Origin of the sequence: Micromonospora noduli (assembly GCF_003264365.1) — a bacterium.
GTDB lineage: Bacteria > Actinomycetota > Actinomycetes > Mycobacteriales > Micromonosporaceae > Micromonospora > Micromonospora noduli.
On record NZ_PYAK01000051.1, the window covers coordinates 14,299 to 37,242 of the forward strand.

Sequence of the window (22,944 nt, forward strand, 5' to 3'; positions counted from 1 at the left end):
CCGCGCCGGTGCCGCCGTCCGCGCCGCCGCAACTGCCGCTCTGGCCACTGTCGATGATGTTCGGCCTGGTGCCGCTCTGGTGGCTGTTCGGCGCCTTCTACCTCGGCTGGCCGCTGCTGGGTGCGCTGCTGTTCGCGTTGCTGCTGACCCGGGGGCGCGTGCCGCTGCCGCCGGCGGCCGGCATCTGGCTGCTCTTCCTCGCCATCGTGGTGGTCAGCGCCACCCAGTTGTCGTCGCCCGCCTCGCTGCTCACGTTCGCCCTGCGGCTGGCCTTCTACCTGACCGCGCTGGTGGTTGGCGTCTACGTCTACGCGGCCGCCCGGGAACGCGCCAGCCTGGTGGCGGTGCTCACCCCGCTCTGCGCGTTCTGGTTCGGGCTGGTGGCGCTGGGCTGGCTCGGGGTGCTGGTGCCGCGGCTGGCCATGACGACCCCGATGGAGGTGCTGCTGCCCGGCGGGGTGGCCGGCACCCCGTTCATCCAGGACATGGTGCACCTCACCACCGCTGAGTACAGCGCCCGTTCGCTCAACCCGATCTATCGGCCGGCCGCGCCGTTCGCGTACACCAACAACTACGGCAGCGCGTACGCGATGACCCTGCCCTGCGTGGTGGCCTTCACGATGCTGCGCAGGCAGGGGCTGCTGCGCTGGGCGCTGCTCGCGTCGCTGCCACTGTCGCTGGCGCCGGCGTTCCTCACCCTCAACCGGGCGATGTTCCTCAGCCTCGGCGCCGGGCTGGCGGTGCTCGGGGTGCGGGCCAGCCTGCGCGGCAACGTCCGGGTGGCCGCGTCCATCGTCGGGGTCGTGGTGATCGGCGGGTTGGCCACGCTGTTCATCCCGATCACCGAGCTGATCAGCAGGCGGGTCGACTCCAGCGACACCAACACCGACCGGCTCTCGCTCTACACCGAGGTGATCCGCCGGGTGCAGGAGTCGCCCTGGTTGGGCTACGGCGCTCCGGTGAACGTGGACACCGTGTCGGCGGCCGCGCCGATCGGCACCCAGGGGCAGCTGTGGATGGTGCTGTTCAGCCACGGCGTACCCGCGCTCATCTGTTTCCTGGCGTGGTTCGTCGCCGCAGCGGTGATCTGCGCGCGGGCGACCTCGGCGGCCGGGCAGTGGCTGGCGGCGGTGCCGGTGGTCTGCCTCGTGCAGATCCCGTTCTACGGCATGGCGAACCAGAACCTGGCGGTCGCGTTCTTCGCGGTGGCCTTCGCGATGGCGCTCACCGAACGCGAACGGCGAACCCGGCTGGCCGGGTCGTCGCCGACGCCCGCGCGGACCGCGCCGGTGCCCGCGTGACCGCCGCGACCCGACCGTCGGCCGGTGCCGACGAGGGCAGGCCCACGCCCACCCCCGTCGAGGACCAGGCCACGCCGTCGCCGGCCGGGGACACCGGCTCGGCCGAGACCCGCCGCAGCGCGCGTAGCGGCGTGGCCGGACTGCTCGGCGCGGCCACCAGTGGTTTGTTCGGGTTCGTTCTGGCGGTCGTGATCACCCGGGGCTACGGCCCGGCCGGCGCGGGCGCGTTCTTCGCCGCGATCGGGGTCGTCACAGTGGCCACCGCGATCTGCACGCTCGGCGCGGAGACCGGTCTGATGTGGGCCCTGCCCCGCCGCAGCGCCGGCGTGCGCGGTGACGCCGCCCGGGTCCTCCCGGTGGCGCTGATCCCGCCGCTGCTGACCGGGCTGCTGGTCGCCGGCGCGGGCGTGCTGGCCGCCGACGCCCTCGCGCCCCGGCTGCTGCGCGGCTCCGGCGCGAGCGGCGACGCTCTGCTCACTGTCACGTTCGCCGCGGTGCCGGTGGTGGTCGCGATGACCCTGCTGCTGGCCACACTGCGTTGCGTGCGGCCCATCCGGGCGTACGTCGGGGTGCAGTTCCTGCTTCTGCCGGTCGCCCGCCCGGTGCTGGTCGGCGCGGCCGCGTTGGCGGGTGGTGGTCTGCTCGCCGGCATGACCGGCTGGTTGGTGCCGGCGGCGTTGGCCCTGCTGGTCTGTCTCACCCTCGTCGCCGGTCCGCTCGGGCTGGGGCGGGGCGCGACGCTGCGTCCGCACCGCGCCGACTGGTCCACGTTCTGGCGCTTCGCGCTGCCCCGGGCCGCCTCGGCGGCCATCGACGCCGGCAGCATGTGGGTGGGTGTGCTGCTCACCTCGGTGCTGGCCGGGCCGGCGGACGCCGGTGTGTTCGGTGCCGTCGGCCGGTACGTGCTGGCCGGTCAACTGGCCATGCAGGGGCTGCGGGTGGCGGTGTCGCCGCAGCTGTCCCGGCTGCTCGGGCGGGGCGAGCGGGCCGCGGCGGCGGCCGTGCACCGGCAGTTGACCACCTGGGGGCTGGTGCTGTCCTGGCCGGTGTACCTGCTGCTGGCGGTCTTCGCGCTGGCCTTCCTCCAGCTGTTCGGGCCGGAGTTCACCGCCGGTGTGCCGGCGATGACGGTGCTCGCGCTGGCGATGCTTGTCAACACCGGAGTGGGCAACGTGCAGAGCCTGCTCCTGATGGGCGGGCGCAGTGGGCTGCACCTGGTCGCCACCGTGGCCGGGTTGACGGTGACCGTCTCGCTGGGTCTCTGGCTGATCCCCCACCACGGCGCGACAGGCGCGGCGGTGGCCTGGGCGGCCGGCATCGCCACCGAGAACCTCACCGCCGCCGGATTCGCCCGGTCGGTGGTTCGGGAGCCGCTGTTCGACGCCGCGATGGTGCGTGCCGCGGCGGCCACGATCGCCGGTGTGGGCCTGGCCGCCGGGGCCGGCGTGCTGGTGGGCGGTCGCGGCCTGCCCGGCCTCGCGGTGGCGCTGGCGGTGCTGCTGACCGGCTGCGTCGGCATGTTGACGTTGCCCCGGGTGCGCGCCGGCATCCGGGGGACCATGAGGCAGATCCGTGGAGGGGACAACGCGGCCACGGCCGCCGAGCCCACCTCGGCATCGACGAGAGGCAGGTGAGGTTCGTCGTGGTGTCCATCCGTGACCGGGTCAAGCAGTTGGTTCCGACCCAGGTGACCACCCGGGTGAAGGAGTCGCTTGTCGACTACGGCGTTCGCACCAGCGACCGCCGGCCGCTGCCGGACTTCCTGATCATCGGGACCAAACGGGGTGGCACCACCTCCCTGTGGAACTACCTCATCCAGCACCCGTTGGTGCCCCGGCTCTTTCCCGCGTGGAACACCAAGTCGGCGCACTACTTCGAGGAGCACTGGGGTCGCGGCGAAGCCTGGTACCGCTCGCATTTCCCGACCGAGCGGCAGCGCGAGGCCCTGGCCAAGCGGCACGGTGGGCCGGTCCGGGTCGGTGAGGCCGCCCCGCTGTACATGTTCCACCCGCTCGCCGCGCAGCGGGTCGCCGCGCTGATGCCGACGGTGAAGCTCATCGTGCTGCTGCGGGACCCGGTGGAGCGGGCGTACTCGCACTGGAAGGAACGCCGCACCCACGGCATCGAACCACTGGACTTCGCCGCCGCGCTGGCGGCCGAGCCGGAACGCACGGCGGGGGAGCGGGAGCGGTTGATCGCCGAGCCGGAGTCGTTCAGCGAGCCGTACGACTGGTACACGTACCGGGCCCGGGGGCGTTACCTGGAGCACCTGGAGCCGTGGCTGGAGCGTTTCGCCCGGGAGCAGATCCTCTTCCTGCCCAGCGAGGACCTGTACCGCGACTCGCGGGCGACCTACCGACGCACCCTGGACTTCCTCGGTCTGCCGGCGTACGACCTGCCCAACTTCAAGGTCTACAACGATCGGCGCTCGGCACCGCTGGAGCCGACCGTGCGGGCTGAGCTGACCGACTACTACCGGCCGTACAACGACGCGTTGCGTCAACGGCTCGGGTTGGACCTCGACTGGGCGGACCGGGCGGCGTGACGACCCGGGTGGGCCCGGCCACCGACCCGCGTTCGCGGGTGGACGGCCTGGGTTGGGTGAGCCGCGCGGTCTTCCCGGACGACCGGGTCGGCCTGACCGTGGCCGGCGCCCCGCCGGCCGGTCACCAGGCGGTGGCCCGGTACGCGGTGGTGCCGTCGATCGCCCGGGCCCGGTTCCTGGTGCCGTTGGGCGCGCCCCGGGCCGGGGCGGCGTCCCTGTTGGCGTACAACGCCCTGCGGCCACCGAAGGTGCGCGCGCTGCGGGCGGTGCTCGGTGGGCTGGCCCGGTTCGGTCGGGTGGGGCTCGCGCCCTTTCCGACGTTGACCGTCTCGGTGCCGGCCGGGGTGCCGGCCGCGGAGTTGCTGCTGAGCGAGCGGCTCTCCGCCGACCTGGGTGACACGCCGCTGCTGGCCGCGTTCGGGGTCCGCCCACCGGACCCGAACGGCAAGCCCACACTGCAACTCTTCAGCGCCGACGGGCGGCCGCGTGGCTACGCGAAGATCGGCTGGAACGACGCGACCCGCGCGCTGGTCAGCGCGGAGGCGGCGGCGCTACGGGCGTTGCGCGAGGTGGTCGGCGTCGCCGACCATCCGACGCCGCCGCGGCTGCTCACCGAGACGTTGTGGGCGGGCCAGGTGGTCGCGGTGATCGAGCCGCTGCCCCCGGCGGTACGCGGTGTGCCGGTGGACGACCCGCCCCGGATCGCGGCGCTGCTCGCGGTCGCCCGGCGGGGAGGCCCGGCGGGCACACCTCGACCGCTGGTCGACTCGACCTTCCTGCGCCGGCTGGCCGATCAGGCCGGCCGGGCCGCCGCGACCGAGCCGGCCGGTGCGCGGGCGGTCGCCGCGGTCTCGGCGTTGGCCCGCCGGCATGGCGACACCAGCGTCGAGTTCGGTCACTGGCATGGTGACTGGGTGCCGTGGAACCTGGGCTGGCACGCCGGCCGGTTGGTCGCCTGGGACTGGGAGCACAGCGGGCCGGACGTGCCGGTCGGCTTCGACCTGGCGCACGACGCGTTCCAGCGGGCCCTCGTGCTGCGCGGGGAGCCGGCCGACGCCGCCGCGGCGGCTGTGGACGGATATCTGAGTCGGCACGGCGAGCGGCTCGGCCTCGACGCCGCGCAGTGTCGGCTCGTCGCCGACGCGTACCTGGTGGAGATGTGGTTGCGGACGTGGCGGCTGGCCGACGCGGGCGCGGGCTGGAACGCCGCCCTGCATCCCGCACTTCTGGACGTCATCGAGAAAAGACATAGCGGCTGATCTGGAGGAATCGCGGCGACGACGGTGCGCCGCAGAGTGACGACATAATCGCAGGTGGTGATGACGATCGATGGACCTCGGACGTTCGGTGCACCGCACCGGCCACCGTGGAGATCGTCATCTCGGCCGGTCGCGCTATTCAACGACCGGGGATCGTGTGATCTGCTTCTGCCTGGCGTGAACTGAAATTCCAAGCGAACTTGTGGGGAGTCGCGTGGACACGAACAACGACGACAGTGGGGCGCCGGTGCTGCTGCTGGTCGGCTCCAGCGGCGGCCATCTGGCCCAACTACTGGCCCTGCGGCCCTGGTACGAACAGTGGCGGCGCTGCTGGGTCACCTTCGACACCCCGGAGGCGGTCTCGCTGCTGGCCGGCGAGGACCTGGTGCCGGCACACCACCCGACCACCCGCAACGTGCCGAACCTGCTGCGCAACGCGCTGCTGGCCTGGCAGGTGCTGCGGGCCCGGCGGGTCGCCGCAGTGGTCACCACCGGCGCCGGGGTGGCGGTGCCGTTCGTGGTGCTGGCCCGGCTGCGGCGCATCCCGACCGTCTACATCGAGGTGTACGACCGGATCGACACCCCGACGTTGACCGCTCGGCTCTGCCGGCCGTTCCTGTCCGCGATGCTCGTGCAGTGGGACGAGCAGCGCCGGCAGTACCCCGAGGCGACAGTCGTCGGGACGCTGCTGTGACCGGGGAGACGGGCACCGCCCGGCGTCCGCAACCCCGGCCGGCCACCGAGGCGGCCCGCCTGCCGCGCCAGCGCGACAGCTCGGCGGTCGCCCAGCTCCGACTGCTGGTCGCGGTGGGCACCGACAAGCACCCCTTCGACCGGCTCGTCGACTGGCTGGCGCAGTGGCACGCGCAGGCCGCCGGCCCGATCGGGCTGACCATGCAGCACGGGCACACCACCGCGCCCCAGCTGAGCGGCGCGGTGCCGTTCCTCGGCCACGACGCGTTGCAACAGGCGATGATCGATGCGGACCTGGTGGTCTGCCACGGCGGCCCGGCGACCATCCTGGAGGCCCGCCGGCACGGCCACCTGCCCATCGTGGTGCCCCGCGATCCGGCCCGCGGTGAGCACGTCGACAACCACCAGCTCCTCTTCGCCCGCCGGCTCGGCGCCGCCGGGCTGGTGGCGCTCTGCGAGACCCGGGAGGCCCTGCACGACGCGTTGGCCGCCGGGGTGGCCGACCCGTCCCGGTACGCGGTGGCCGCCGACCCGGAGGCACACGAGGCACGACGGGCGGCGGTGGCCCGGGTCGGGCAGATCGTCGACGACCTGGTGGCCCGTTCGACCCCGCGCCCACCCCGGTGGCGGGCCTGGCCCCGGCCGCGCCCGGGTACGAAGGAGATTCGATGACCCAGCAGCCGACCGTCAGCGTCGTGGTGCCCACCCGGGACCGCCCCGAGCTGCTGCGGGCCGCGGTGCGCGCGATCCTGGCACAGGACTACCCGGGCCTGATCGAGGTCGTCGTGGTGTTCGACCAGTCCGCGCCGGACGAGTCGCTGACCGAGCTGGGGAGCGGCCCGACCCGCGTGGTGCGGGTGATCCGCAACGCCCGTACCCCCGGGTTGGCCGGTGCGCGCAACAGCGGCACCCTCGCTGCCGAGGGCGAGCTGGTCGCGTTCTGCGACGACGACGACGAGTGGCTGCCGGGCAAGCTGGCCGCCCAGGTCGACGCGCTGGCCGGCGATCCGGCCGCCGAGTTCGTCTGCTGCGGCATCCGGGTGAACTACGACGGGCACACAGTCGACCGGGTGCTCGACAAGGACCGGATCACCCTGGACGACCTGCTACGGGACCGGATGACGGAGCTGCACCCGTCGACCTTCCTGATCCGCGCCACCGCGTTGCGCGACGGGTTCGGGCTGGTCGACGAGGAGATCCCGGGCAGCTACGCGGAGGACTACGAGTTCCTGCTGCGGGCCGCGCGCAGCGCGCCGCTGATCAACCTGCGGACGCCGTCGGTGCTGGTGCGCTGGCACAAGCGCTCGTACTTCGCGCAGCGCTGGGACACCATCTCGGAGGCGTTGCAGTGGTTGCTGCAACGCTACCCGGAGTTCGCCAGTCAACCGGCGGGCGAGGCCCGGGTGGCCGGGCAGATCGCGTTCGCCCAGGCCGCCTCCGGCGACCGCCGGGGCGCGCTGCGCTGGGCCCGGCGCACCCTGCGGAGCAACCCCCGCGAGCCGCGCGCCTACCTGGCCCTCGCCGTCGCCGGTCGGGTGGTCCGGGCCGACGCGGTGCTGCGCACCCTGCACAAGCGCGGTCGGGGGATCTGAGCCGCCGCCCGCGTGAGCGGGCGGCGGCGTCCGCTGGGCGGGACGCGACGGGGAGCGCGCCGCGTCGGTGGCCCGCCGTGACAGACTGACCGCTGTGTTGCGCTGGTTGACTGCAGGTGAATCGCACGGTCCCGCCCTCGTCGCGATGTTGGAGGGGGTGCCGGCCGGCATTGAGGTGACCACCACCGAGATCGCCGACGAGCTGGCCCGTCGACGGCTGGGCTACGGGCGGGGTGCCCGGATGTCGTTCGAGCGGGACGAGGTCGAGCTGCTCGGCGGCCTGCGGCACGGCGTGACCCTGGGCAGCCCGGTGGCGATCCGGGTCGGCAACTCCGAGTGGCCGAAGTGGCAGACCGTGATGGCCGCCGACCCGGTCGACCCCGATGAGCTGGCCCGGCAGGCCCGCAACGCCCCGCTGACCCGACCCCGGCCGGGTCACGCCGACCTGGCCGGCATGCAGAAGTACGGCCACACCGACGCCCGGCCGATCCTGGAGCGCGCCAGCGCACGGGAGACCGCCGCCCGGGTGGCCGTCGGCACTGTCGCCAAGGCGTTGATCCGTCAGGCGCTCGGCATCGAGATCGTCTCGCACGTCGTCGAGCTGGGCCCGGTGGCCGCGAAGCCCGGGCTGCGTCCCACGCCGTCCGACACGGCCCGGATCGACGCCGACCCGCTGCGCTGCCTCGACCCGGAGGCCAGCGCCCTGATGGTCGCCGAGGTCGATGCCGCGAAGAAGGCCGCCGACACCCTCGGCGGCGTGGTCGAGGTGCTGGCGTACGGGGTGCCACCGGGGCTGGGCAGCCACGTGCAGTGGGACCGCAAGCTCGACGCCCGGCTGGCCACCGCGCTGATGTCCATCCAGGCGATCAAGGGCGTGGAGATCGGCGACGGCTGGCAGCAGGCCCGGTCCCGCGGCTCGGAGGCGCACGACGAGATCATCCCGTCGGCCACCGGCGTCCGCCGGGTCACCGACCGGGCCGGCGGGCTGGAGGGTGGCATCACCACCGGTGAGCCGCTGCGGGTCCGCGCCGCGATGAAGCCGATCTCCTCGCTGAACCGGGCCCTGTCCACAGTGGACGTCACCACCGGCGAGCCGGCCACCGCGATCAACCAGCGCTCTGACGTCTGCGCGGTGCCCGCCGCGGCGGTGGTCGCCGAGGCGATGGTGGCGCTGGTGCTGGCCGAGGCGGCCACCGAGAAGTTCGGCGGAGACTCGATCGCCGAGATCCGCCGCAACCTGGCCGGGTACCTCGACGCGCTGGTCATCCGCTGATGGCACCGGTCGTCGTGCTGGTCGGCGCGCCCGGCTGCGGCAAGACCACCGTAGGGCGGGCGCTCGCCGCCACCCTCGGCGTGGAGTTCCGCGACACCGACACCGACATCGAGCAGATGGCCGGCAAACCGATCCCGGAGATCTTCATCGACGAGGGTGAGGCGCACTTCCGTACCCTGGAACGGGCCGCCGTGGCCGCGGCGCTGGCCGGCGGCACGGGCGTGCTCGCCCTCGGCGGCGGCGCGGTGCTGGCCGAGGAGACCCGAGCGGCCCTGATCGGGCACCGGGTGGTGCACCTCTCGGTCGAGCTGCCCGACGCGGTGCGGCGGGTCGGGCTCGGCGCCGGCCGACCGCTGCTGGCGATCAACCCACGGGCCACCCTCAAGCACCTGCTGGACCAGCGCCGACCGCTCTACGCGGAGGTCGCCACCGAGACGGTGGTGACCGACGGCCGGGCCCCGGCGGAGGTCGTCGCCGAGGTCGCCGCCCTGCTGCCCCGCTGACGTCGCCCTGCCCCGCCGATCTTGCAGTAGCTGCCCCGACGTAGGGGACATTCCCCGCATCTGGGCAACCGGAACTGCAAGATCGGCGCAGTGGGCTGGTTCTCAGCTGCGGGCGATCAGGTCGAGGACGTCGGCCAGAGCCTTCGGCTCGCTGAGCATCGGCCAGTGCCCGGTGGGCAACTCGTGCAGCTGGCCGTCGGCCAGGCCGGTGAAGAACGGATGCTCCTGTTGGATCATCTGCTGCACCACGCTGAGCGGGAACGTGCTGGCGACCAGCGCGGTCGGCACCGGGCGTCCGCCGGTGCGTCGGACCGGGTCGGTGGCGGCCCGCAGCGGCTGCGGGGTGGCCCGGGTACCCAGCAGCGCGAGCGTCGGCTCGTCCAGGCCGGCCAGGTTGGTCGGGTCGGCGGCCGGATCCCAGGCCGGCGGCGGCAGCAGGTGCCCGGCGCCGATCGCGGCCCGCAGCCGCTGCTGCTCCTCCGGCGGCAGCGTGTCGAACTGCGCCGTGCCGTCCGGCAACGGCCCACTCTCCACGTAGACGATCCGGGCGATCCGGTCCGGGATGCGGTCCACCGCCTGGGCGGCCGGCATCCCCCCGCCGGAGTGCCCGACCAGCAGTACGTCGCGCAGGTCCTCGACCTCGATCAGTCGGACGATGTCGGTGGTGTGCGTGTCCAGGCTGACCTCCGGTCCGGCGAGGTGGTCGCGTTCGGCCACCCCGGTCAGCGTCATCGGGTGGACCTCGTGCCCCTGCGACCGCAGCGCGACTGTCACGTCCCGCCATGCCCAGGCACCCAACCAGAATCCCGGCACCAGCACGAATGTCGCCATCTGTGGCTCCTTCTCTCGGTTACCGACAGACCGTACGATCTATTCCGGACAGGATCCGCCCGGATTGAAGGAGTGGCCCGTGTCACATCCCGCCGGGCGCGTGCTGGCCCTGCTCGAACTGCTGCAGACCCGGCACCGGTCGACGGCCGCCGACCTCGCCGGTCACCTCGGTGTGGACGAGCGGACCGTGCGCCGGTACGCGACGACGCTTGTCGAGCTGGGCATTCCCGTCACCGCCGACCGGGGCCGCTACGGCGGCTACCGGCTGCACTCCGGTTACAAGCTGCCGCCGCTGATGCTCACCGACGACGAGGCGGTGGCGGTGCTGCTCGGCCTCGTCGTCGCCGAACGGGTCGGGCTCGCCACCGAGCAGCCCGCCACCGCCACCGCGCTGGCGAAGATCCGCCGGGTGCTGCCGGCGGCGCTCGCCGACCGGCTCGCCGCCGTCCAGGAGCACCTGGGCTTCACACTGCGTCGTCCGGAGTTGGAGCGCGGACCGGCGTCCGGCACCCTGCTCGCGCTGGCCTCGGCCACCCGGCACCGGCAGCGGGTGGCGCTGGACTACCGCTCCTGGCGGGGCGAGCAGTCGCACCGCGAGCTCGACCCGTACGGGCTGGTCTTCCACGCCGGCCGTTGGTATGTCACCGGCCACGACCACCGACGCGGGGAGATCCGCACCTTCCGACTGGACCGGATCGGTGCGGTGACGCCCGGCGCGGCGACGTTCACAGTGCCGGACGGCTTCGAGGCGGTGGCCTGGGTGACCCGGTCGCTGGCCGGCGTGCCGTATACGCACGAGGTGGAGGTGGTGCTGGAGACCGATCTGGTCGCCGCCCGCCGCCGCATCCCGCCCAGCGTGGCCGAGTTGACCGCCACCACCGACGGGGTGCTGCTGCGGGCCCGAGCGGAGAGTTTGCCCGGGATGGCGGCGCTGCTCGCCGGGCTGGGCTGCCCGTTCACTGTGCGGCATCCGGACGCGCTGCGCGCCGCGGTGGCCGAGCACGCCCGCCGGTTGGCGGACTGGGCCGCTCGGCCAGCAGGTGGACAGCCGCCCTCCCCGCGCCGCCCGCTGGACTAGGCTGCCGGCGATGGACGAGGTGACCCGAATTCCGGTCGGCGGCGAGCGGCCGTACGACGTCTTGGTGGGACGCGACCTGCTGGGTGCGCTGCCTGGCCTGCTGCCCGGCGCGACCCGGGTGGCGGTGCTGCACGCGCCTCCGCTCAAGGCCCTCGCGGACGCGCTCGGCGAACGCCTGCGCGCGGCCGGCATCGAGCCACTGCCGATCGAGGTGCCCGACGCCGAGTCGGGCAAGCACATCGAGGTGGCCGCCTCCTGCTGGGACCGGCTCGGAGCGGCCGGCTTCACCCGTACCGACGCGGTGGTCGGGGTGGGCGGCGGCGCGGTGACCGACCTGGCCGGATTCGTCGCGGCCTGCTGGTTGCGGGGGGTGCGCTGGGTGCCGGTGGCGACCTCGCTGCTGGGCATGGTGGATGCCGCGGTGGGCGGCAAGACGGGCATCAACACGGCCGCCGGCAAGAACCTGGTGGGCGCGTTCCACCCGCCGGTCGGGGTGTTGGCCGACCTGGCCACTCTGGACAGCCTGCCCCCGGTCGACCTGGCGGCCGGGTTGGCCGAGGTCGTCAAGTGCGGGTTCATCGCCGACCCGACGATCCTGGATCTCATCGAGAACGACCCGGAGGCCGCCACCGACCCCCGTGGGCAGGTGAGCCGGGAGCTGATCGAGCGGGCCATCCGGGTCAAGGCCGACGTGGTCGCCGGCGACCTGCGCGAGTCGGGCCTGCGGGAGGTGCTCAACTACGGTCACACCCTGGCCCACGCCATCGAGCAGAACGAGGGCTACCGCTGGCGGCACGGCCACGCCGTCGCCGTCGGTCTGGTGTACGCGGCCACGCTGGCCCGGCTCGCCGGGCGGCTGGACGCGCCGACCGCCGACCGACACCGGGTCACGCTGAGCGCGCTGGGTCTGCCGGTGAGCTACCCGGCCGACGCCTGGCCGCAGCTGTTGGCCGCGATGCGGGTGGACAAGAAGACCCGGGGCAGTCTGCTGCGCTTCGTGGTGCTTGACGGGCTGGCCCACCCGGCGATGTTGGAGGGCCCCGACGACGCGTTGCTGGAGGCCGCCTACCGGGAGGTGGCAACCCCGTGAAGGTCTACGTCCTGAACGGGCCGAACCTGGGCCGGCTGGGCACCCGCGAGCCCGACGTGTACGGCGCGACCAGCTACGCGGACCTGGTGGCGCTCTGCGAGAGCACCGGTCGGGAGCTGGGGCTGGCGGTGACGGTCCGGCAGACCGACGCGGAGCACGAGCTGCTCGGCTGGCTGCACACGGCGGCCGACGAGGGCGCCGCGGTCGTGCTCAACCCCGCCGCCTGGTCGCACTACTCGTACGCGGTGCGGGACGCCTGCGCCATGCTGCGGGGGCCTTTGGTGGAGGTGCACATCTCCAACATCCACACCCGCGAGGAGTTCCGGCACCACTCGGTGGTCTCGGCGGTGGCGACCGGGGTGATCTGCGGTCTTGGCATCGACGGCTATCGTCTCGCCCTGCACCATCTGGCCACCCGCTGACGGCCCACCGACTGGGCGCTCCGAACGGGGGGCCGTCCGATTCGACGCAGCTTGTAGACTTGCCAGGTCTGTCCGCCAATTGATGATCAAGGCAGGAAATGGCCTCCACCAACGACCTCAAAAACGGCCTGGTACTCAACCTGGACGGCGAGCTCTGGGCCGTCGTCGAGTTCCAGCACGTCAAGCCCGGTAAGGGTGGTGCCTTCGTGCGCACCACGCTGAAGAACGTGCTGTCCGGGAAGGTGGTCGACAAGACCTTCAACGCGGGCACCAAGGTCGAAACCGCGACCGTTGACAAGCGCACGATGCAGTACCTGTACGCCGACGGTGAGGACTTCGTCTTCATGGATCTGGAGACCTTCGACCAGATCACCGTGCCCGGTGGCACCGTCGGTGAGGCAGCCAACTACCTGCTGCCCGAGGCGGAGGCGACCGTCGCCCAGCACGAGGGTGTGCCGCTCTACATCGAGCTGCCCACCAGCGTCGTGCTGGAGGTCACCTACACCGAGCCGGGCCTGCAGGGCGATCGTTCGACCGGCGGCACCAAGCCGGCGACCGTGGAGACCGGCGCCACCGTGCCGGTTCCGCTGTTCATCACCACCGGCGAGAAGATCAAGGTCGACACCCGCGACGGCCGTTACCTCGGCCGCGCCTGATGGCTGAGGGTTCCAAGCAGCAGATGCCGGCGCGCCGCAAGGCGCGCAAGCGGGCGCTGGATGTCCTTTACGAGGCCGACCTGCGGGACAAGCCTCCGGTGGAGGTACTCGCCGGCTACGTGCAGCGGATCGAGCAGCCCCGACCGGAGCATCTCGGCTACGCGGTGGGCCTGGTCGAGGGGGTTGCCGAGTACCTCGACCGGATCGACGAGCTGATCGCCAGCTACGCCGAGGGTTGGACGCTGGAGCGGATGCCGGTCGTCGACCGTAATCTGGCCCGGATCGCCGTCTACGAGTTGCTCTACGTCGACGAGATCGACGACGCGGTGGCGATCAGCGAGGCCGTGGAGCTGGCTCGGCAGATGTCTACCGACGATTCGCCGCGCTTCCTCAACGGGGTGCTCGGCCGGATCGCCGAGTACGCCACCCGCTGAGCGTCCGCACCAACACCGCAGATCCGAAAGGGCCCGTGCCAGTCGGCACGGGCCCTTTCGGTGAAGCGGCAGATCAGGTGAAGCGGCAGATCAGGTGAAGCGGCAGATCAGGAGGCGAAGAACGCCCGGGGGTCGGCCACCAGCACGCCGTGCTCGGTGAGCCGCTCGATCAGGCCCGACGGTGAGGCGTCGTAGACGATCGCGAGCGCCCGCAGGTCGTCGGCGCGGATGGAGAGCACCCGGCCGTTGTAGTCGCCGCGCTGCTGCTGGATGGCGCGGGCGTAGCGGGCGACGTAGGCCAGGTCCTCGGAGGCCTCGTCGTAGAGCCGCTCCAGGTCCAGGACAATCTTGCTGGTGGGCTCGTGACGGACGCCACTGCCGTCAGGCAGCAGCTCCGAGACGGGTACGCGGTAGAACTCGGCCAACTCGGCCAGACGGGACACCGTCACGGCCCGGTCGCCACGCTCGTACGAGCCGACCACCACGGCCTTCCACCGCCCGTTCGACTTCTCCTCCACACCCTGCAGGGACAGACCCTGCTGCTGGCGGATGGAGCGCAGGCGGGCGCCCAGAGACTTGGCGTATTCAGAGGGCATTCGGACACTCCCAGTGCTGCTCGGGGTTCTCCCGTCGATCGCTACGGAGCGTGACGGTACGGGGAATGCGACACGTGGTCAAGTGGTCGTGCCCCTACCGTTGCGGAGCGTCCGGGGAGTTTTCTCCTTTTCCGGTGCCTGACCCGGTGGTCAGCGGCCGCCGTCCATCACCCCGGTGACCACTGGTAACGTGGCGGAAGCCCCGGCCCAGGTCCGCTGAGCGGTCCGGCCGGAGGTGCCCGACATCCTTTAACGACCCGTCCCGTGAGGCGGGGAAGGAGGTCCGCCGTGGCATACCCACCGGCTGCCCGCTCGTCGCCACCGCAACAACCCTCGGTGAAGGTGATCCTCGCCAGCGCCGACGTGCAGCGCGTGGTCGACCGCATCGCCCACCAGATCCTGGAGAAGACCCAGGGCGCCGCCAACACGGTGCTGCTGGGGATTCCCACCCGGGGCACCCCCCTCGCCCGGCGGCTCGCCGACCGGATCAGCACCTTCGAGGACGTAGCCGTTCCGGTCGGTGTGCTCGACATCACCCTGTACCGCGACGACCTCCGTCGGCACGCCACCCGCGCGGTGGGTCCGACCGAGCTGCCTCCCGGCGGGATCGACGGCAAACGGGTCATCCTGGTCGACGACGTGCTCTTCTCCGGCCGCACCGTCCGGGCCGCGCTCGACGCGCTCAACGACGTGGGCCGCCCGGCCTCGGTGCAGCTCGCCGTCCTGGTCGACCGGGGCCACCGGGAGTTGCCGATCCGCGCCGACTACGTCGGCAAGAACATCCCGACCTCGCTCGCCGAGAGCGTCAAGGTGACGCTCGCCGAGATCGACGGGACGGACGAGGTCAAGCTCTACGGGGGACCTGCCTCATGATCAAGCATCTGCTCTCCGGCGGGGACCTGGACGCCGACACCGCCACCGAGATCCTGGACACCGCCGCCGAGATGGCCACCGTCGCCGGCCGGGAGATCAAGAAGCTTCCCGCGCTGCGCGGACGGACCGTGGTGAACCTCTTCTACGAGGACTCCACGCGTACCCGGATCTCCTTCGAGGCGGCGGCGAAGCGGCTCAGCGCCGACGTGATCAACTTTTCCGCGAAGGGGTCCAGCGTCACCAAGGGTGAGAGCCTGAAGGACACCGCGTTGACCCTGCAGGCCATGGGCGCGGACGCCGTGGTCATCCGACACCCCGCCTCCGGCGCGCCGCACCGCCTGGCCAACTGGGTGGACGGGTCGGTGGTCAACGCCGGCGACGGCACCCACGAGCACCCCACCCAGGCGCTGCTGGACGCGTACACCATGCGGGCCCGGCTGGGCCGGCTCGCCGGCCTGTCGGTAGCGGTGGTCGGGGACGTGCTGCACTCCCGGGTGGCCCGCTCCAACGTGCTGCTGCTCTCCACCCTCGGCGCCAAGGTCACCCTGGTCGGCCCGCCGACCCTCATCCCGGTCGACATCGCGGGTGCCCTCGCGCCCGGCACCGACGTCTCCTACGACCTCGACTCCGTCCTGCCGAACGTGGACGTGGTGATGATGCTGCGCGTGCAGCGGGAGCGGATGAACGACTCCTACTTCCCCTCCGCGCGCGAGTACGCCCGCCGCTACGGGCTGGACGGGCCGCGGATGCGCCGGCTGCCCGAGCACGCGATCGTCATGCACCCCGGCCCGATGAACCGGGGGATGGAGATCACCCCCGAGGTCGCCGACTCACCCCGCTCCACCATCGTCGAACAGGTCACCAACGGGGTCTCCGTGCGGATGGCTGTCCTTTACCTGCTGCTCGGAGGGAACAACCGGTGACCGCGTACCTGATCACCAGCGTGAGTGTCGTCGGCGCGGCGCCGACCGACCTGCTGATCCGCGACGGCGTGATCGCCGAGGTCGGTCCCGGCCTGACCGCGCCGGACGCCACAGTCGTCGACGGCACCGGCCTGGTCGCCCTGCCCGGCCTCGTCGATCTGCACACCCACCTGCGTGAGCCCGGTCGGGAGGACGCCGAGACCGTCGAGTCCGGTTCCCGGGCGGCGGCGCTGGGCGGCTACACGGCGGTCTGCGCGATGGCCAACACCTCCCCGGTGGCGGACACCGCCGGTGTGGTCGAGCAGGTCTGGCGGCTCGGCCGCGAGGCAGCCCTGGTCGACGTGCAGCCGATCGGCGCGGTCACCGTCGGGCTGGCCGGCGAGCGGCTGGCCGAGCTGGGCGCGATGGCCGACTCGGCGGCCCGGGTGCGGATCTTCTCCGACGACGGGCACTGCGTCGCCGACCCGAAGTTGATGCGCCGAGCCCTGGAGTACGTCAAGGCGTTCGACGGGATCATCGCCCAGCACGCCGAGGAGCCCCGGCTCACCGAGGGCGCCCAGATGCACGAGGGTGAGGTCTCCACCCGGCTCGGCCTGATCGGCTGGCCGGCGGTCGCCGAGGAGGCGATCATCGCCCGGGACGTGCTGCTCGCCGAGCACGTGGGCAGCCGACTGCACGTCTGCCACGTCTCCACCGCTGGCAGCGTCGAGGTGCTGCGCCAGGCAAAGGCCCGCGGCGTACGCGTGACCGCCGAGGTGACCCCGCACCACCTGCTGCTCACCGACGAACGGGCGGAAACCTACGACCCGGTCTACAAGGTGAACCCGCCGCTGCGCACCGCCGCGGACATCGCCGCGCTGCGTGCCGCCCTCGCCGACGGGGTGATCGACGTGATCGCCACCGACCACGCCCCGCACGCGGTGGAGGACAAGGAGTGCGAGTGGGCGTACGCCCGACCGGGGATGCTCGGTCTGGAGACGGCCCTCTCCATCGCGCTGGACGTGCTCGGCCCCGAGTGGGACCTGATCGCCGAGCGGATGTCGCGCACCCCCGCACGGATCGCCGGCCTCACCGGGCACGGCGTCGACCCCGCGCCGGGTGTGCCGGCCAACCTGACCCTGATCGACCCGGCCGCCCACCGCACCATCGAGCCGGCGGAGCTGGCCAGTCGCAGTCGCAACACTCCGTACGCCCGCATGACGCTGCCAGGTCGCATCGTGGCGACCTTCCTGCGTGGCGAGCCGACGGTCCTGGACGGAAAGGCTGTCAAGTAATGGTCAAGCGCAGACCCGCAATCCTGGTGCTGGAAGATGGGCGCACGTTCCCCGGCGAGGCGTACGGCAGCGTCGGAGAGACCTTCGGCGAGGCGGTCTTCAACACCGGCATGACCGGTTACCAGGAGACCCTGACCGACCCGTCCTACCACCGTCAGGTGGTGGTGCAGACCGCGCCGCACATCGGCAACACCGGCGTCAACGGCGAGGACGACGAGTCCGGTCGGATCTGGGTGGCCGGCTACGTGGTGCGCGACCCGGCCCGGATCGGCTCGAACTGGCGGGCCACCGGTGGCCTCGAGGACCGCCTCGCCACCGAGGGCGTGGTGGGCATCAGCGGGGTGGACACCCGGGCGCTGACCCGGCACCTGCGCGAGCGGGGCGCCATGCGGGTGGGCATCTCCAGCATCGACAACGACCCGCAGAGCCTGCTGGCCCGCGTGCGCCAGGCGCCGCAGATGGCCGGCGCGGACCTGTCCGCGGAGGTGAGCACCGCCGAGCCGTACGTCGTCGAGGCCCTGGGCGAGCACCGGTTCACAGTGGCCGCGCTGGACCTGGGCATCAAGCGCAACGTGCCGCGTCGGCTGGCCACCCGTGGGGTGACCACCCACGTGCTGCCGGCGTCGTCGAGCATCGACCAGATGCTCGCCACCGGCGCCGACGCGATCTTCCTGTCGCCCGGCCCGGGCGACCCGGCCACCGCCGACGCCCCGGTGGCGCTGGCCCGGGAGGCGCTGCGGCGGGAGGTGCCGCTGTTCGGCATCTGCTTCGGCAGCCAGATCCTCGGTCGGGCGCTCGGCTTCGGCACCTACAAGCTGGGCTACGGCCACCGGGGGATCAACCAGCCGGTGCTCGACCGGGTCACCGGCAAGGTCGAGGTGACCAGCCACAACCACGGCTTCGCCGTCGAGGTGCCCGGTGTGGGCGCCGGCGCGGTCGTCCCCGACCAGGTGATCGACACCGACTTCGGTGGCGTACGGGTGTCGCACGTCTGCCTCAATGACAACGTGGTCGAGGGGCTGCGGGCCGTGGACCTGCCCGCGTTCACCGTTCAGTACCACCCGGAGGCGGCGGCCGGCCCGCACGACGCGGACTACCTCTTCGACCGATTCGCCGATCTCATCGAGGGCCGGACCCACAGCAAGGGGCGCAGCAATGCCTAAGCGGACCGATCTCAAGCACATCCTCGTGATCGGCTCCGGGCCGATCGTCATCGGGCAGGCCTGCGAGTTCGACTACTCCGGCACCCAGGCGTGCCGGGTGCTGCGCAGCGAGGGGATCCGGGTCAGCCTGGTCAACTCCAACCCGGCGACGATCATGACGGACCCGGAGTTCGCCGACGCGACCTACGTCGAGCCGATCACCCCGGAGTTCGTGGAGCTGGTCATCGCCAAGGAGCGCCCGGACGCGATCCTCGCGACCCTCGGCGGGCAGACCGCGCTGAACACGGCCGTCGCCCTGCACGAGGCCGGCGTCCTGGAGAAGTACGGCGTCGAGCTGATCGGCGCGAACATCGACGCCATCAACCGGGGCGAGGACCGGCAGCTGTTCAAGGAGATCGTGGCGAAGGCCGGCGTACGGCTGGGTGTCGACGACCCGACCGGGCTGGTGCCCCGCTCGCGGGTCTGCCACTCGATGGACGAGGTCGAGGCGACAGTCGCCGAGCTGGGCCTGCCGGTGGTGATCCGGCCGTCGTTCACAATGGGTGGCCTGGGCTCCGGCATGGCGCACAACCCGGAGGACCTGGCCCGTATCGCCGGCGACGGCCTGTCCGCCAGCCCGGTGCACGAGGTGCTCATCGAGGAGAGCGTGCTCGGCTGGAAGGAGTACGAGCTCGAGCTGATGCGCGACCGGCACGACAACGTGGTGGTGGTCTGCTCGATCGAGAACATCGACCCGATGGGTGTGCACACCGGCGACAGCGTCACAGTGGCCCCGGCCATGACGCTCACCGACCGGGAGTACCAGCGCCTGCGTGACCTGGGCATCGCCGTGCTGCGCGAGGTCGGGGTGGACACCGGCGGCTGCAACATCCAGTTCGCGGTCAACCCGGTCGACGGCCGGATCGTCGTGATCGAGATGAACCCCCGGGTGTCGCGGTCCTCGGCGCTGGCCTCCAAGGCGACCGGCTTCCCGATCGCGAAGATCGCCGCGAAGCTGGCCATCGGCTACACCCTCGACGAGATCCCCAACGACATCACCCTGAAGACCCCGGCGGCGTTCGAGCCGACCCTGGACTACGTGGTGGTGAAGATTCCCCGGTTCGCGTTCGAGAAGTTCCCCGGCGCGGACCCGGAGCTGACCACCACGATGAAGTCGGTGGGCGAGGCCATGAGCCTGGGGCGCAACTTCACCGAGGCGCTGAACAAGGCGATGCGCTCGATGGAGACCCGATCATCTGGTTTCTGGACCACTCCGGACCCGGAGGGCGCCACCCGCTCGGACACCCTCGCCGCGCTGCGGATCCCGCACGACGGCCGGTTGTACACGGTGGAGCGGGCGCTGCGCCTCGGCGCGTCGATCGCCGAGGTCGCCGAGGCGTCCGGCGGGATCGACCCGTGGTTCCTGGACCAGATCGCCGCGCTGATCGAGCTGCGCACCGAGATCGTCGACGCGCCGGTGCTCGACGCCGACCTGCTGCGCCGCGCCAAGCGGGCCGGTCTGTCCGACCGGCAGCTCGCCGCGCTGCGCCCGGAGCTGGCCGCCGAGGACGGCGTACGGACCCTGCGCCACCGCCTGGACGTGCGCCCGGTCTACAAGACGGTGGACACCTGCGCGGCCGAGTTCGAGGCGACCACGCCGTACCACTACTCCACGTACGACCTGGAGACCGAGGTCGTGCCGTCGGACCGGCCGAAGGTGCTGATTCTGGGCTCCGGCCCGAACCGGATCGGGCAGGGCATCGAGTTCGACTACTCGTGCGTGCACGCCGTCCAGGCGTTGCGGTCGGCCGGTTACGAGACCGTCATGGTCAACTGCAACCCGGAGACGGTCTCCACCGACTACGACACCGCCGACCGGCTCTACTTCGAGCCGTTGACCTTCGAGGACGTCCTGGAGGTCTGGCACGCCGAGGACTCGTCCGGTCGCGCGGCCGGCGGGCCGGGTGTGGTCGGGGTGGTTGTCCAGCTCGGCGGGCAGACCCCGCTGGGGCTGGCGCAGCGGCTCAAGAACGCCGGTGTGCCGATCGTCGGCACCTCACCGGAGTCGATCCACCTGGCCGAGGAGCGCGGCGCGTTCGGCGCGGTGCTGGCCCGCGCCGGACTGCGCGCGCCGGCGCACGGCATGGCCACCTCGTACGACGAGGCCAAGACGATCGCCGACGAGATCGGCTACCCGGTGCTGGTCCGGCCGTCGTACGTGCTGGGCGGTCGGGGCATGGAGATCGTCTACGACGACCCGACGCTGCGCGACTACATCGGCCGGGCCACCGACATCTCCCCGGACCACCCGGTGCTGGTGGACCGGTTCCTCGACGACGCCATCGAGATCGATGTGGACGCGCTGTGCGACGCCGACGGCGAGGTCTACATCGGCGGTGTGATGGAGCACATCGAGGAGGCGGGCATCCACTCCGGCGACTCGTCCTGCGCGCTCCCGCCGATCACGCTCGCGGGCTCGCACCTGGTCGAGGTCCGCCGCTACACCGAGGCCATCGCGCGTGGCGTCGGGGTCCGTGGCCTGCTCAACGTGCAGTACGCCCTCAAGGACGACGTGCTCTACGTGCTGGAGGCCAACCCGCGTGCGTCGCGGACCGTCCCGTTCGTCTCCAAGGCCACGGCGGTGCCGTTGGCCAAGGCGGCGGCCCGGATCGCGCTCGGGGCGAGCATCGCCGAGCTGCGGGCCGAGGGCCTGCTGCCGGCGACGGGGGACGGGGGCACGATGCCCGCCGACGCGCCGGTCGCGGTCAAGGAGGCGGTGCTGCCGTTCAAGCGTTTCCGGACCCGCGCGGGCAAGGGGATCGACTCGCTGCTCGGGCCGGAGATGAAGTCGACCGGCGAGGTGATGGGCATCGACACCAACTTCGGGCATGCCTTCGCCAAGAGCCAGTCGGCCGCGTACGGGTCGCTGCCGACCGCCGGGAAGATCTTCGTCTCGGTGGCCAACCGGGACAAGCGCGGCATGATCTTCCCGATCAAGCGGCTGGCCGATCTGGGCTTCGAGATCGTCGCCACCGCCGGCACGGCCGAGGTGCTGCGCCGGCACGGCATCGCCTGTGAGCAGATCCGTAAGCACTACCAGGCCGGTGCGGGCGACGACGCGGTGTCGCTGATCGGCGGCGGCCACGTGGCGTTGGTGATCAACACGCCGCAGGGCTCGGGTGCCAGCGCCCGCTCCGACGGCTACGAGATCCGCAGCGCGGCCGTCACCGCTGACATCCCCTGCATCACCACGGTTCCCGGCGCAGCCGCGGCGGTGATGGGCATCGAGGCGCGGATCCGCGGCGACATGCAGGTCCGCCCCCTGCAGGACCTGCACGCCATCCTGCGGGCGGCCCAGTGACAGTGTTCGAGCAGGCGGTACGGCCGTGGTTGTTCCGGCTGGGGGGCGGGGACGCCGAGGCGGCGCACGAATGGACGCTGCGGCGGTTGGCGGCCCTGTCGCGGCGGCCGGCCGCGCTCGCCGCACTGCGGGCCCGCTATGCGGTCGACGCGCCGCGCACGGTGTTCGGGGTGCGGTTCCCCAACCCGGTCGGGTTGGCCGCCGGCATGGACAAGGACGGCGCGGCGCTGCCGGCCTGGCCGGCGCTCGGCTTCGGTTTCGTGGAGGTCGGCACTGTCACCGCGCACGCCCAGCCGGGCAACCCCCGGCCGCGGCTGTTCCGGCTGCCGGCCAGCGAGGCGGTGGTCAACCGGATGGGCTTCAACAATGCCGGGGCCGCCGCGCTGGCCGCCCGGCTGGCGGCGCTGCCGCGCCCGCTCGGGGTGCCGCTGGGCATCTCGCTGGGCAAGTCCAAGGTGACGCCGCTCGACGAGGCGGTCGAGGACTACCTCGCCTCGTACCGGGCGCTGCGCGGGCACGGCGACTACTTCGCTGTGAACGTGTCCTCACCGAACACCCCGGGTCTGCGGTCGTTGCAGGACCGTGGCCACCTGGACGCGCTGCTCGGCGCGTTGGTGGGGGAGAAGCCGGTGCTGGTCAAGATCGCACCAGACCTGACCGAGGCGGCGATCGCCGAGCTGCTGGAGGTCTGCCTGGCCCGGGGTGCCGCCGGGGTGATCGCCACCAACACCACGCTGTCGCGGGACGGCCTCGCCGGCGTCGACGTCGAGCGTGGCGCGCAGGCCGGTGGTCTGTCCGGTCGGCCGCTCACCGGGCGGGCCCGCGACGTGGTCGCCTTCGTCCACTCCGAGACCGGCGGCCGGCTGCCGATCATCGGCGTCGGCGGGGTGCTGGACCCGGACGACGCGGCGCGGATGTTCGACGCCGGCGCCGCCCTGGTGCAGCTCTACACCGGCTTCATCTACCGAGGACCGGCCCTGGTCCGCGCCGCCGCCCGCGCGGCGGCCGCAACGGCGGCACCGGACGCGGTCGCCGGCCGGTGACCGCTCCCGGTCCGGTGCTGGCCCGGAGGTTCGATCCGGCCGCAGGACGTCCGCC

General features: G+C 72.4%; 22 protein-coding genes. 20 read left to right on the forward strand and 2 right to left on the reverse strand.

Going from position 1 to position 22,944, the window contains the following annotated elements; translation table 11 throughout:
* The first annotated feature begins 8 nt into the window (after positions 1 to 8).
* The 9 genes from GUI43_RS26665 (at position 9) to GUI43_RS26705 (ending at position 9,166) form a co-directional block, all read left to right on the forward strand.
* Positions 9 to 1,301 (forward strand): O-antigen ligase family protein, encoded by a 1,293-nt coding sequence (locus GUI43_RS26665; RefSeq protein WP_225855075.1) that lies wholly within the window; start codon positions 9 to 11, stop codon positions 1,299 to 1,301.
* Entirely contained in the window at positions 1,298 to 2,935 is a 1,638-nt protein-coding gene (locus GUI43_RS26670; protein WP_112700038.1) for a lipopolysaccharide biosynthesis protein, read from the forward strand. Before GUI43_RS26665 ends, GUI43_RS26670 begins: the two co-directional genes overlap by 4 nt.
* Positions 2,936 to 2,943: 8 nt before the next feature.
* On the forward strand, positions 2,944 to 3,846 hold the full coding sequence (locus GUI43_RS26675) for a sulfotransferase domain-containing protein (RefSeq protein WP_112700043.1): 903 nt from the start codon (positions 2,944 to 2,946) through the stop codon (positions 3,844 to 3,846).
* Positions 3,843 to 5,105 carry a hypothetical protein gene (locus GUI43_RS26680; RefSeq protein WP_112700039.1) on the forward strand — a complete coding sequence of 421 codons (1,263 nt, stop codon included), beginning with the start codon at positions 3,843 to 3,845 and terminating at the stop codon, positions 5,103 to 5,105. The genes GUI43_RS26675 and GUI43_RS26680 overlap by 4 nt, the downstream gene beginning before the upstream one ends.
* 214 nt (positions 5,106 to 5,319) lie before the next feature.
* Positions 5,320 to 5,799 (forward strand): glycosyltransferase family 28 protein, encoded by a 480-nt coding sequence (locus GUI43_RS26685; protein ID WP_091401878.1) that lies wholly within the window; start codon positions 5,320 to 5,322, stop codon positions 5,797 to 5,799.
* A complete protein-coding gene (locus tag GUI43_RS26690; protein ID WP_112602171.1) occupies positions 5,796 to 6,470 on the forward strand; it encodes a glycosyltransferase in 675 nt (224 codons plus the stop codon). Before GUI43_RS26685 ends, GUI43_RS26690 begins: the two co-directional genes overlap by 4 nt.
* Positions 6,467 to 7,390, forward strand: a complete 924-nt coding sequence (locus tag GUI43_RS26695) for a glycosyltransferase family 2 protein (protein WP_112700040.1) — start codon at positions 6,467 to 6,469, stop codon at positions 7,388 to 7,390. Before GUI43_RS26690 ends, GUI43_RS26695 begins: the two co-directional genes overlap by 4 nt.
* Before the next feature lie 94 nt (positions 7,391 to 7,484).
* Positions 7,485 to 8,663, forward strand: a complete 1,179-nt coding sequence (aroC, locus tag GUI43_RS26700) for a chorismate synthase (protein WP_112584574.1) — start codon at positions 7,485 to 7,487, stop codon at positions 8,661 to 8,663.
* The gene (locus GUI43_RS26705; protein WP_112584575.1) at positions 8,663 to 9,166 is read left to right on the forward strand and encodes a shikimate kinase; all 504 of its coding nucleotides are present in this window, start codon (positions 8,663 to 8,665) and stop codon (positions 9,164 to 9,166) included. Before aroC ends, GUI43_RS26705 begins: the two co-directional genes overlap by 1 nt.
* A 102-nt stretch (positions 9,167 to 9,268) precedes the next feature.
* Here GUI43_RS26705 and GUI43_RS26710 read toward each other — a convergent pair whose 3' ends face one another.
* Positions 9,269 to 9,997, reverse strand: coding sequence for an alpha/beta fold hydrolase (locus GUI43_RS26710; protein WP_112700041.1), 729 nt, complete (start codon positions 9,995 to 9,997; stop codon positions 9,269 to 9,271).
* 79 nt (positions 9,998 to 10,076) lie between these two features.
* Here GUI43_RS26710 and GUI43_RS26715 point away from each other — a divergent pair, with 79 nt between their 5' ends.
* From GUI43_RS26715 to nusB, 5 genes are all read left to right on the forward strand, one after another.
* Positions 10,077 to 11,075, forward strand: coding sequence for a helix-turn-helix transcriptional regulator (locus GUI43_RS26715; RefSeq protein ID WP_112584577.1), 999 nt, complete (start codon positions 10,077 to 10,079; stop codon positions 11,073 to 11,075).
* A gap of 10 nt (positions 11,076 to 11,085) precedes the next feature.
* Positions 11,086 to 12,165, forward strand: a complete 1,080-nt coding sequence (aroB, locus tag GUI43_RS26720; RefSeq protein ID WP_112584578.1) for a 3-dehydroquinate synthase — start codon at positions 11,086 to 11,088, stop codon at positions 12,163 to 12,165.
* Complete coding sequence (gene aroQ / locus GUI43_RS26725) at positions 12,162 to 12,587, forward strand: type II 3-dehydroquinate dehydratase (protein WP_091401894.1); 426 nt, start codon at positions 12,162 to 12,164, stop codon at positions 12,585 to 12,587. Before aroB ends, aroQ begins: the two co-directional genes overlap by 4 nt.
* A 98-nt stretch (positions 12,588 to 12,685) precedes the next feature.
* Positions 12,686 to 13,243, forward strand: a complete 558-nt coding sequence (efp, locus tag GUI43_RS26730) for an elongation factor P (RefSeq protein ID WP_007458344.1) — start codon at positions 12,686 to 12,688, stop codon at positions 13,241 to 13,243.
* Positions 13,244 to 13,266: 23 nt separating this feature from the next.
* On the forward strand, positions 13,267 to 13,677 hold the full coding sequence (gene nusB, locus GUI43_RS26735; protein WP_181518518.1) for a transcription antitermination factor NusB: 411 nt from the start codon (positions 13,267 to 13,269) through the stop codon (positions 13,675 to 13,677).
* Between the two features lie 107 nt (positions 13,678 to 13,784).
* On the opposite strand, the gene bldD is transcribed toward nusB, so the two are convergent.
* The gene (bldD, locus tag GUI43_RS26740; protein WP_007458348.1) at positions 13,785 to 14,273 is read right to left on the reverse strand and encodes a transcriptional regulator BldD; all 489 of its coding nucleotides are present in this window, start codon (positions 14,271 to 14,273) and stop codon (positions 13,785 to 13,787) included.
* A 288-nt stretch (positions 14,274 to 14,561) separates the two neighbouring features.
* Here bldD and pyrR point away from each other — a divergent pair, with 288 nt between their 5' ends.
* The 6 genes from pyrR to GUI43_RS26770 are packed head-to-tail and all read left to right on the forward strand — an operon-like array spanning position 14,562 to position 22,889.
* Positions 14,562 to 15,146 carry a bifunctional pyr operon transcriptional regulator/uracil phosphoribosyltransferase PyrR gene (gene pyrR, locus GUI43_RS26745; protein ID WP_091401898.1) on the forward strand — a complete coding sequence of 195 codons (585 nt, stop codon included), beginning with the start codon at positions 14,562 to 14,564 and terminating at the stop codon, positions 15,144 to 15,146.
* A complete protein-coding gene (locus tag GUI43_RS26750; protein WP_091401900.1) occupies positions 15,143 to 16,069 on the forward strand; it encodes an aspartate carbamoyltransferase catalytic subunit in 927 nt (308 codons plus the stop codon). Before pyrR ends, GUI43_RS26750 begins: the two co-directional genes overlap by 4 nt.
* Complete coding sequence (locus GUI43_RS26755) at positions 16,066 to 17,343, forward strand: dihydroorotase (protein WP_091401901.1); 1,278 nt, start codon at positions 16,066 to 16,068, stop codon at positions 17,341 to 17,343. Before GUI43_RS26750 ends, GUI43_RS26755 begins: the two co-directional genes overlap by 4 nt.
* On the forward strand, positions 17,343 to 18,506 hold the full coding sequence (gene carA, locus GUI43_RS26760) for a glutamine-hydrolyzing carbamoyl-phosphate synthase small subunit (protein ID WP_112584580.1): 1,164 nt from the start codon (positions 17,343 to 17,345) through the stop codon (positions 18,504 to 18,506). The genes GUI43_RS26755 and carA overlap by 1 nt, the downstream gene beginning before the upstream one ends.
* Positions 18,499 to 21,846: a carbamoyl-phosphate synthase large subunit gene (carB, locus tag GUI43_RS26765; RefSeq protein ID WP_112584581.1), complete on the forward strand. Its 3,348-nt coding sequence runs from the start codon at positions 18,499 to 18,501 to the stop codon at positions 21,844 to 21,846. The genes carA and carB overlap by 8 nt, the downstream gene beginning before the upstream one ends.
* Positions 21,843 to 22,889, forward strand: coding sequence for a quinone-dependent dihydroorotate dehydrogenase (locus GUI43_RS26770; protein WP_112602174.1), 1,047 nt, complete (start codon positions 21,843 to 21,845; stop codon positions 22,887 to 22,889). The genes carB and GUI43_RS26770 overlap by 4 nt, the downstream gene beginning before the upstream one ends.
* Positions 22,890 to 22,944: the final 55 nt, after the last annotated feature.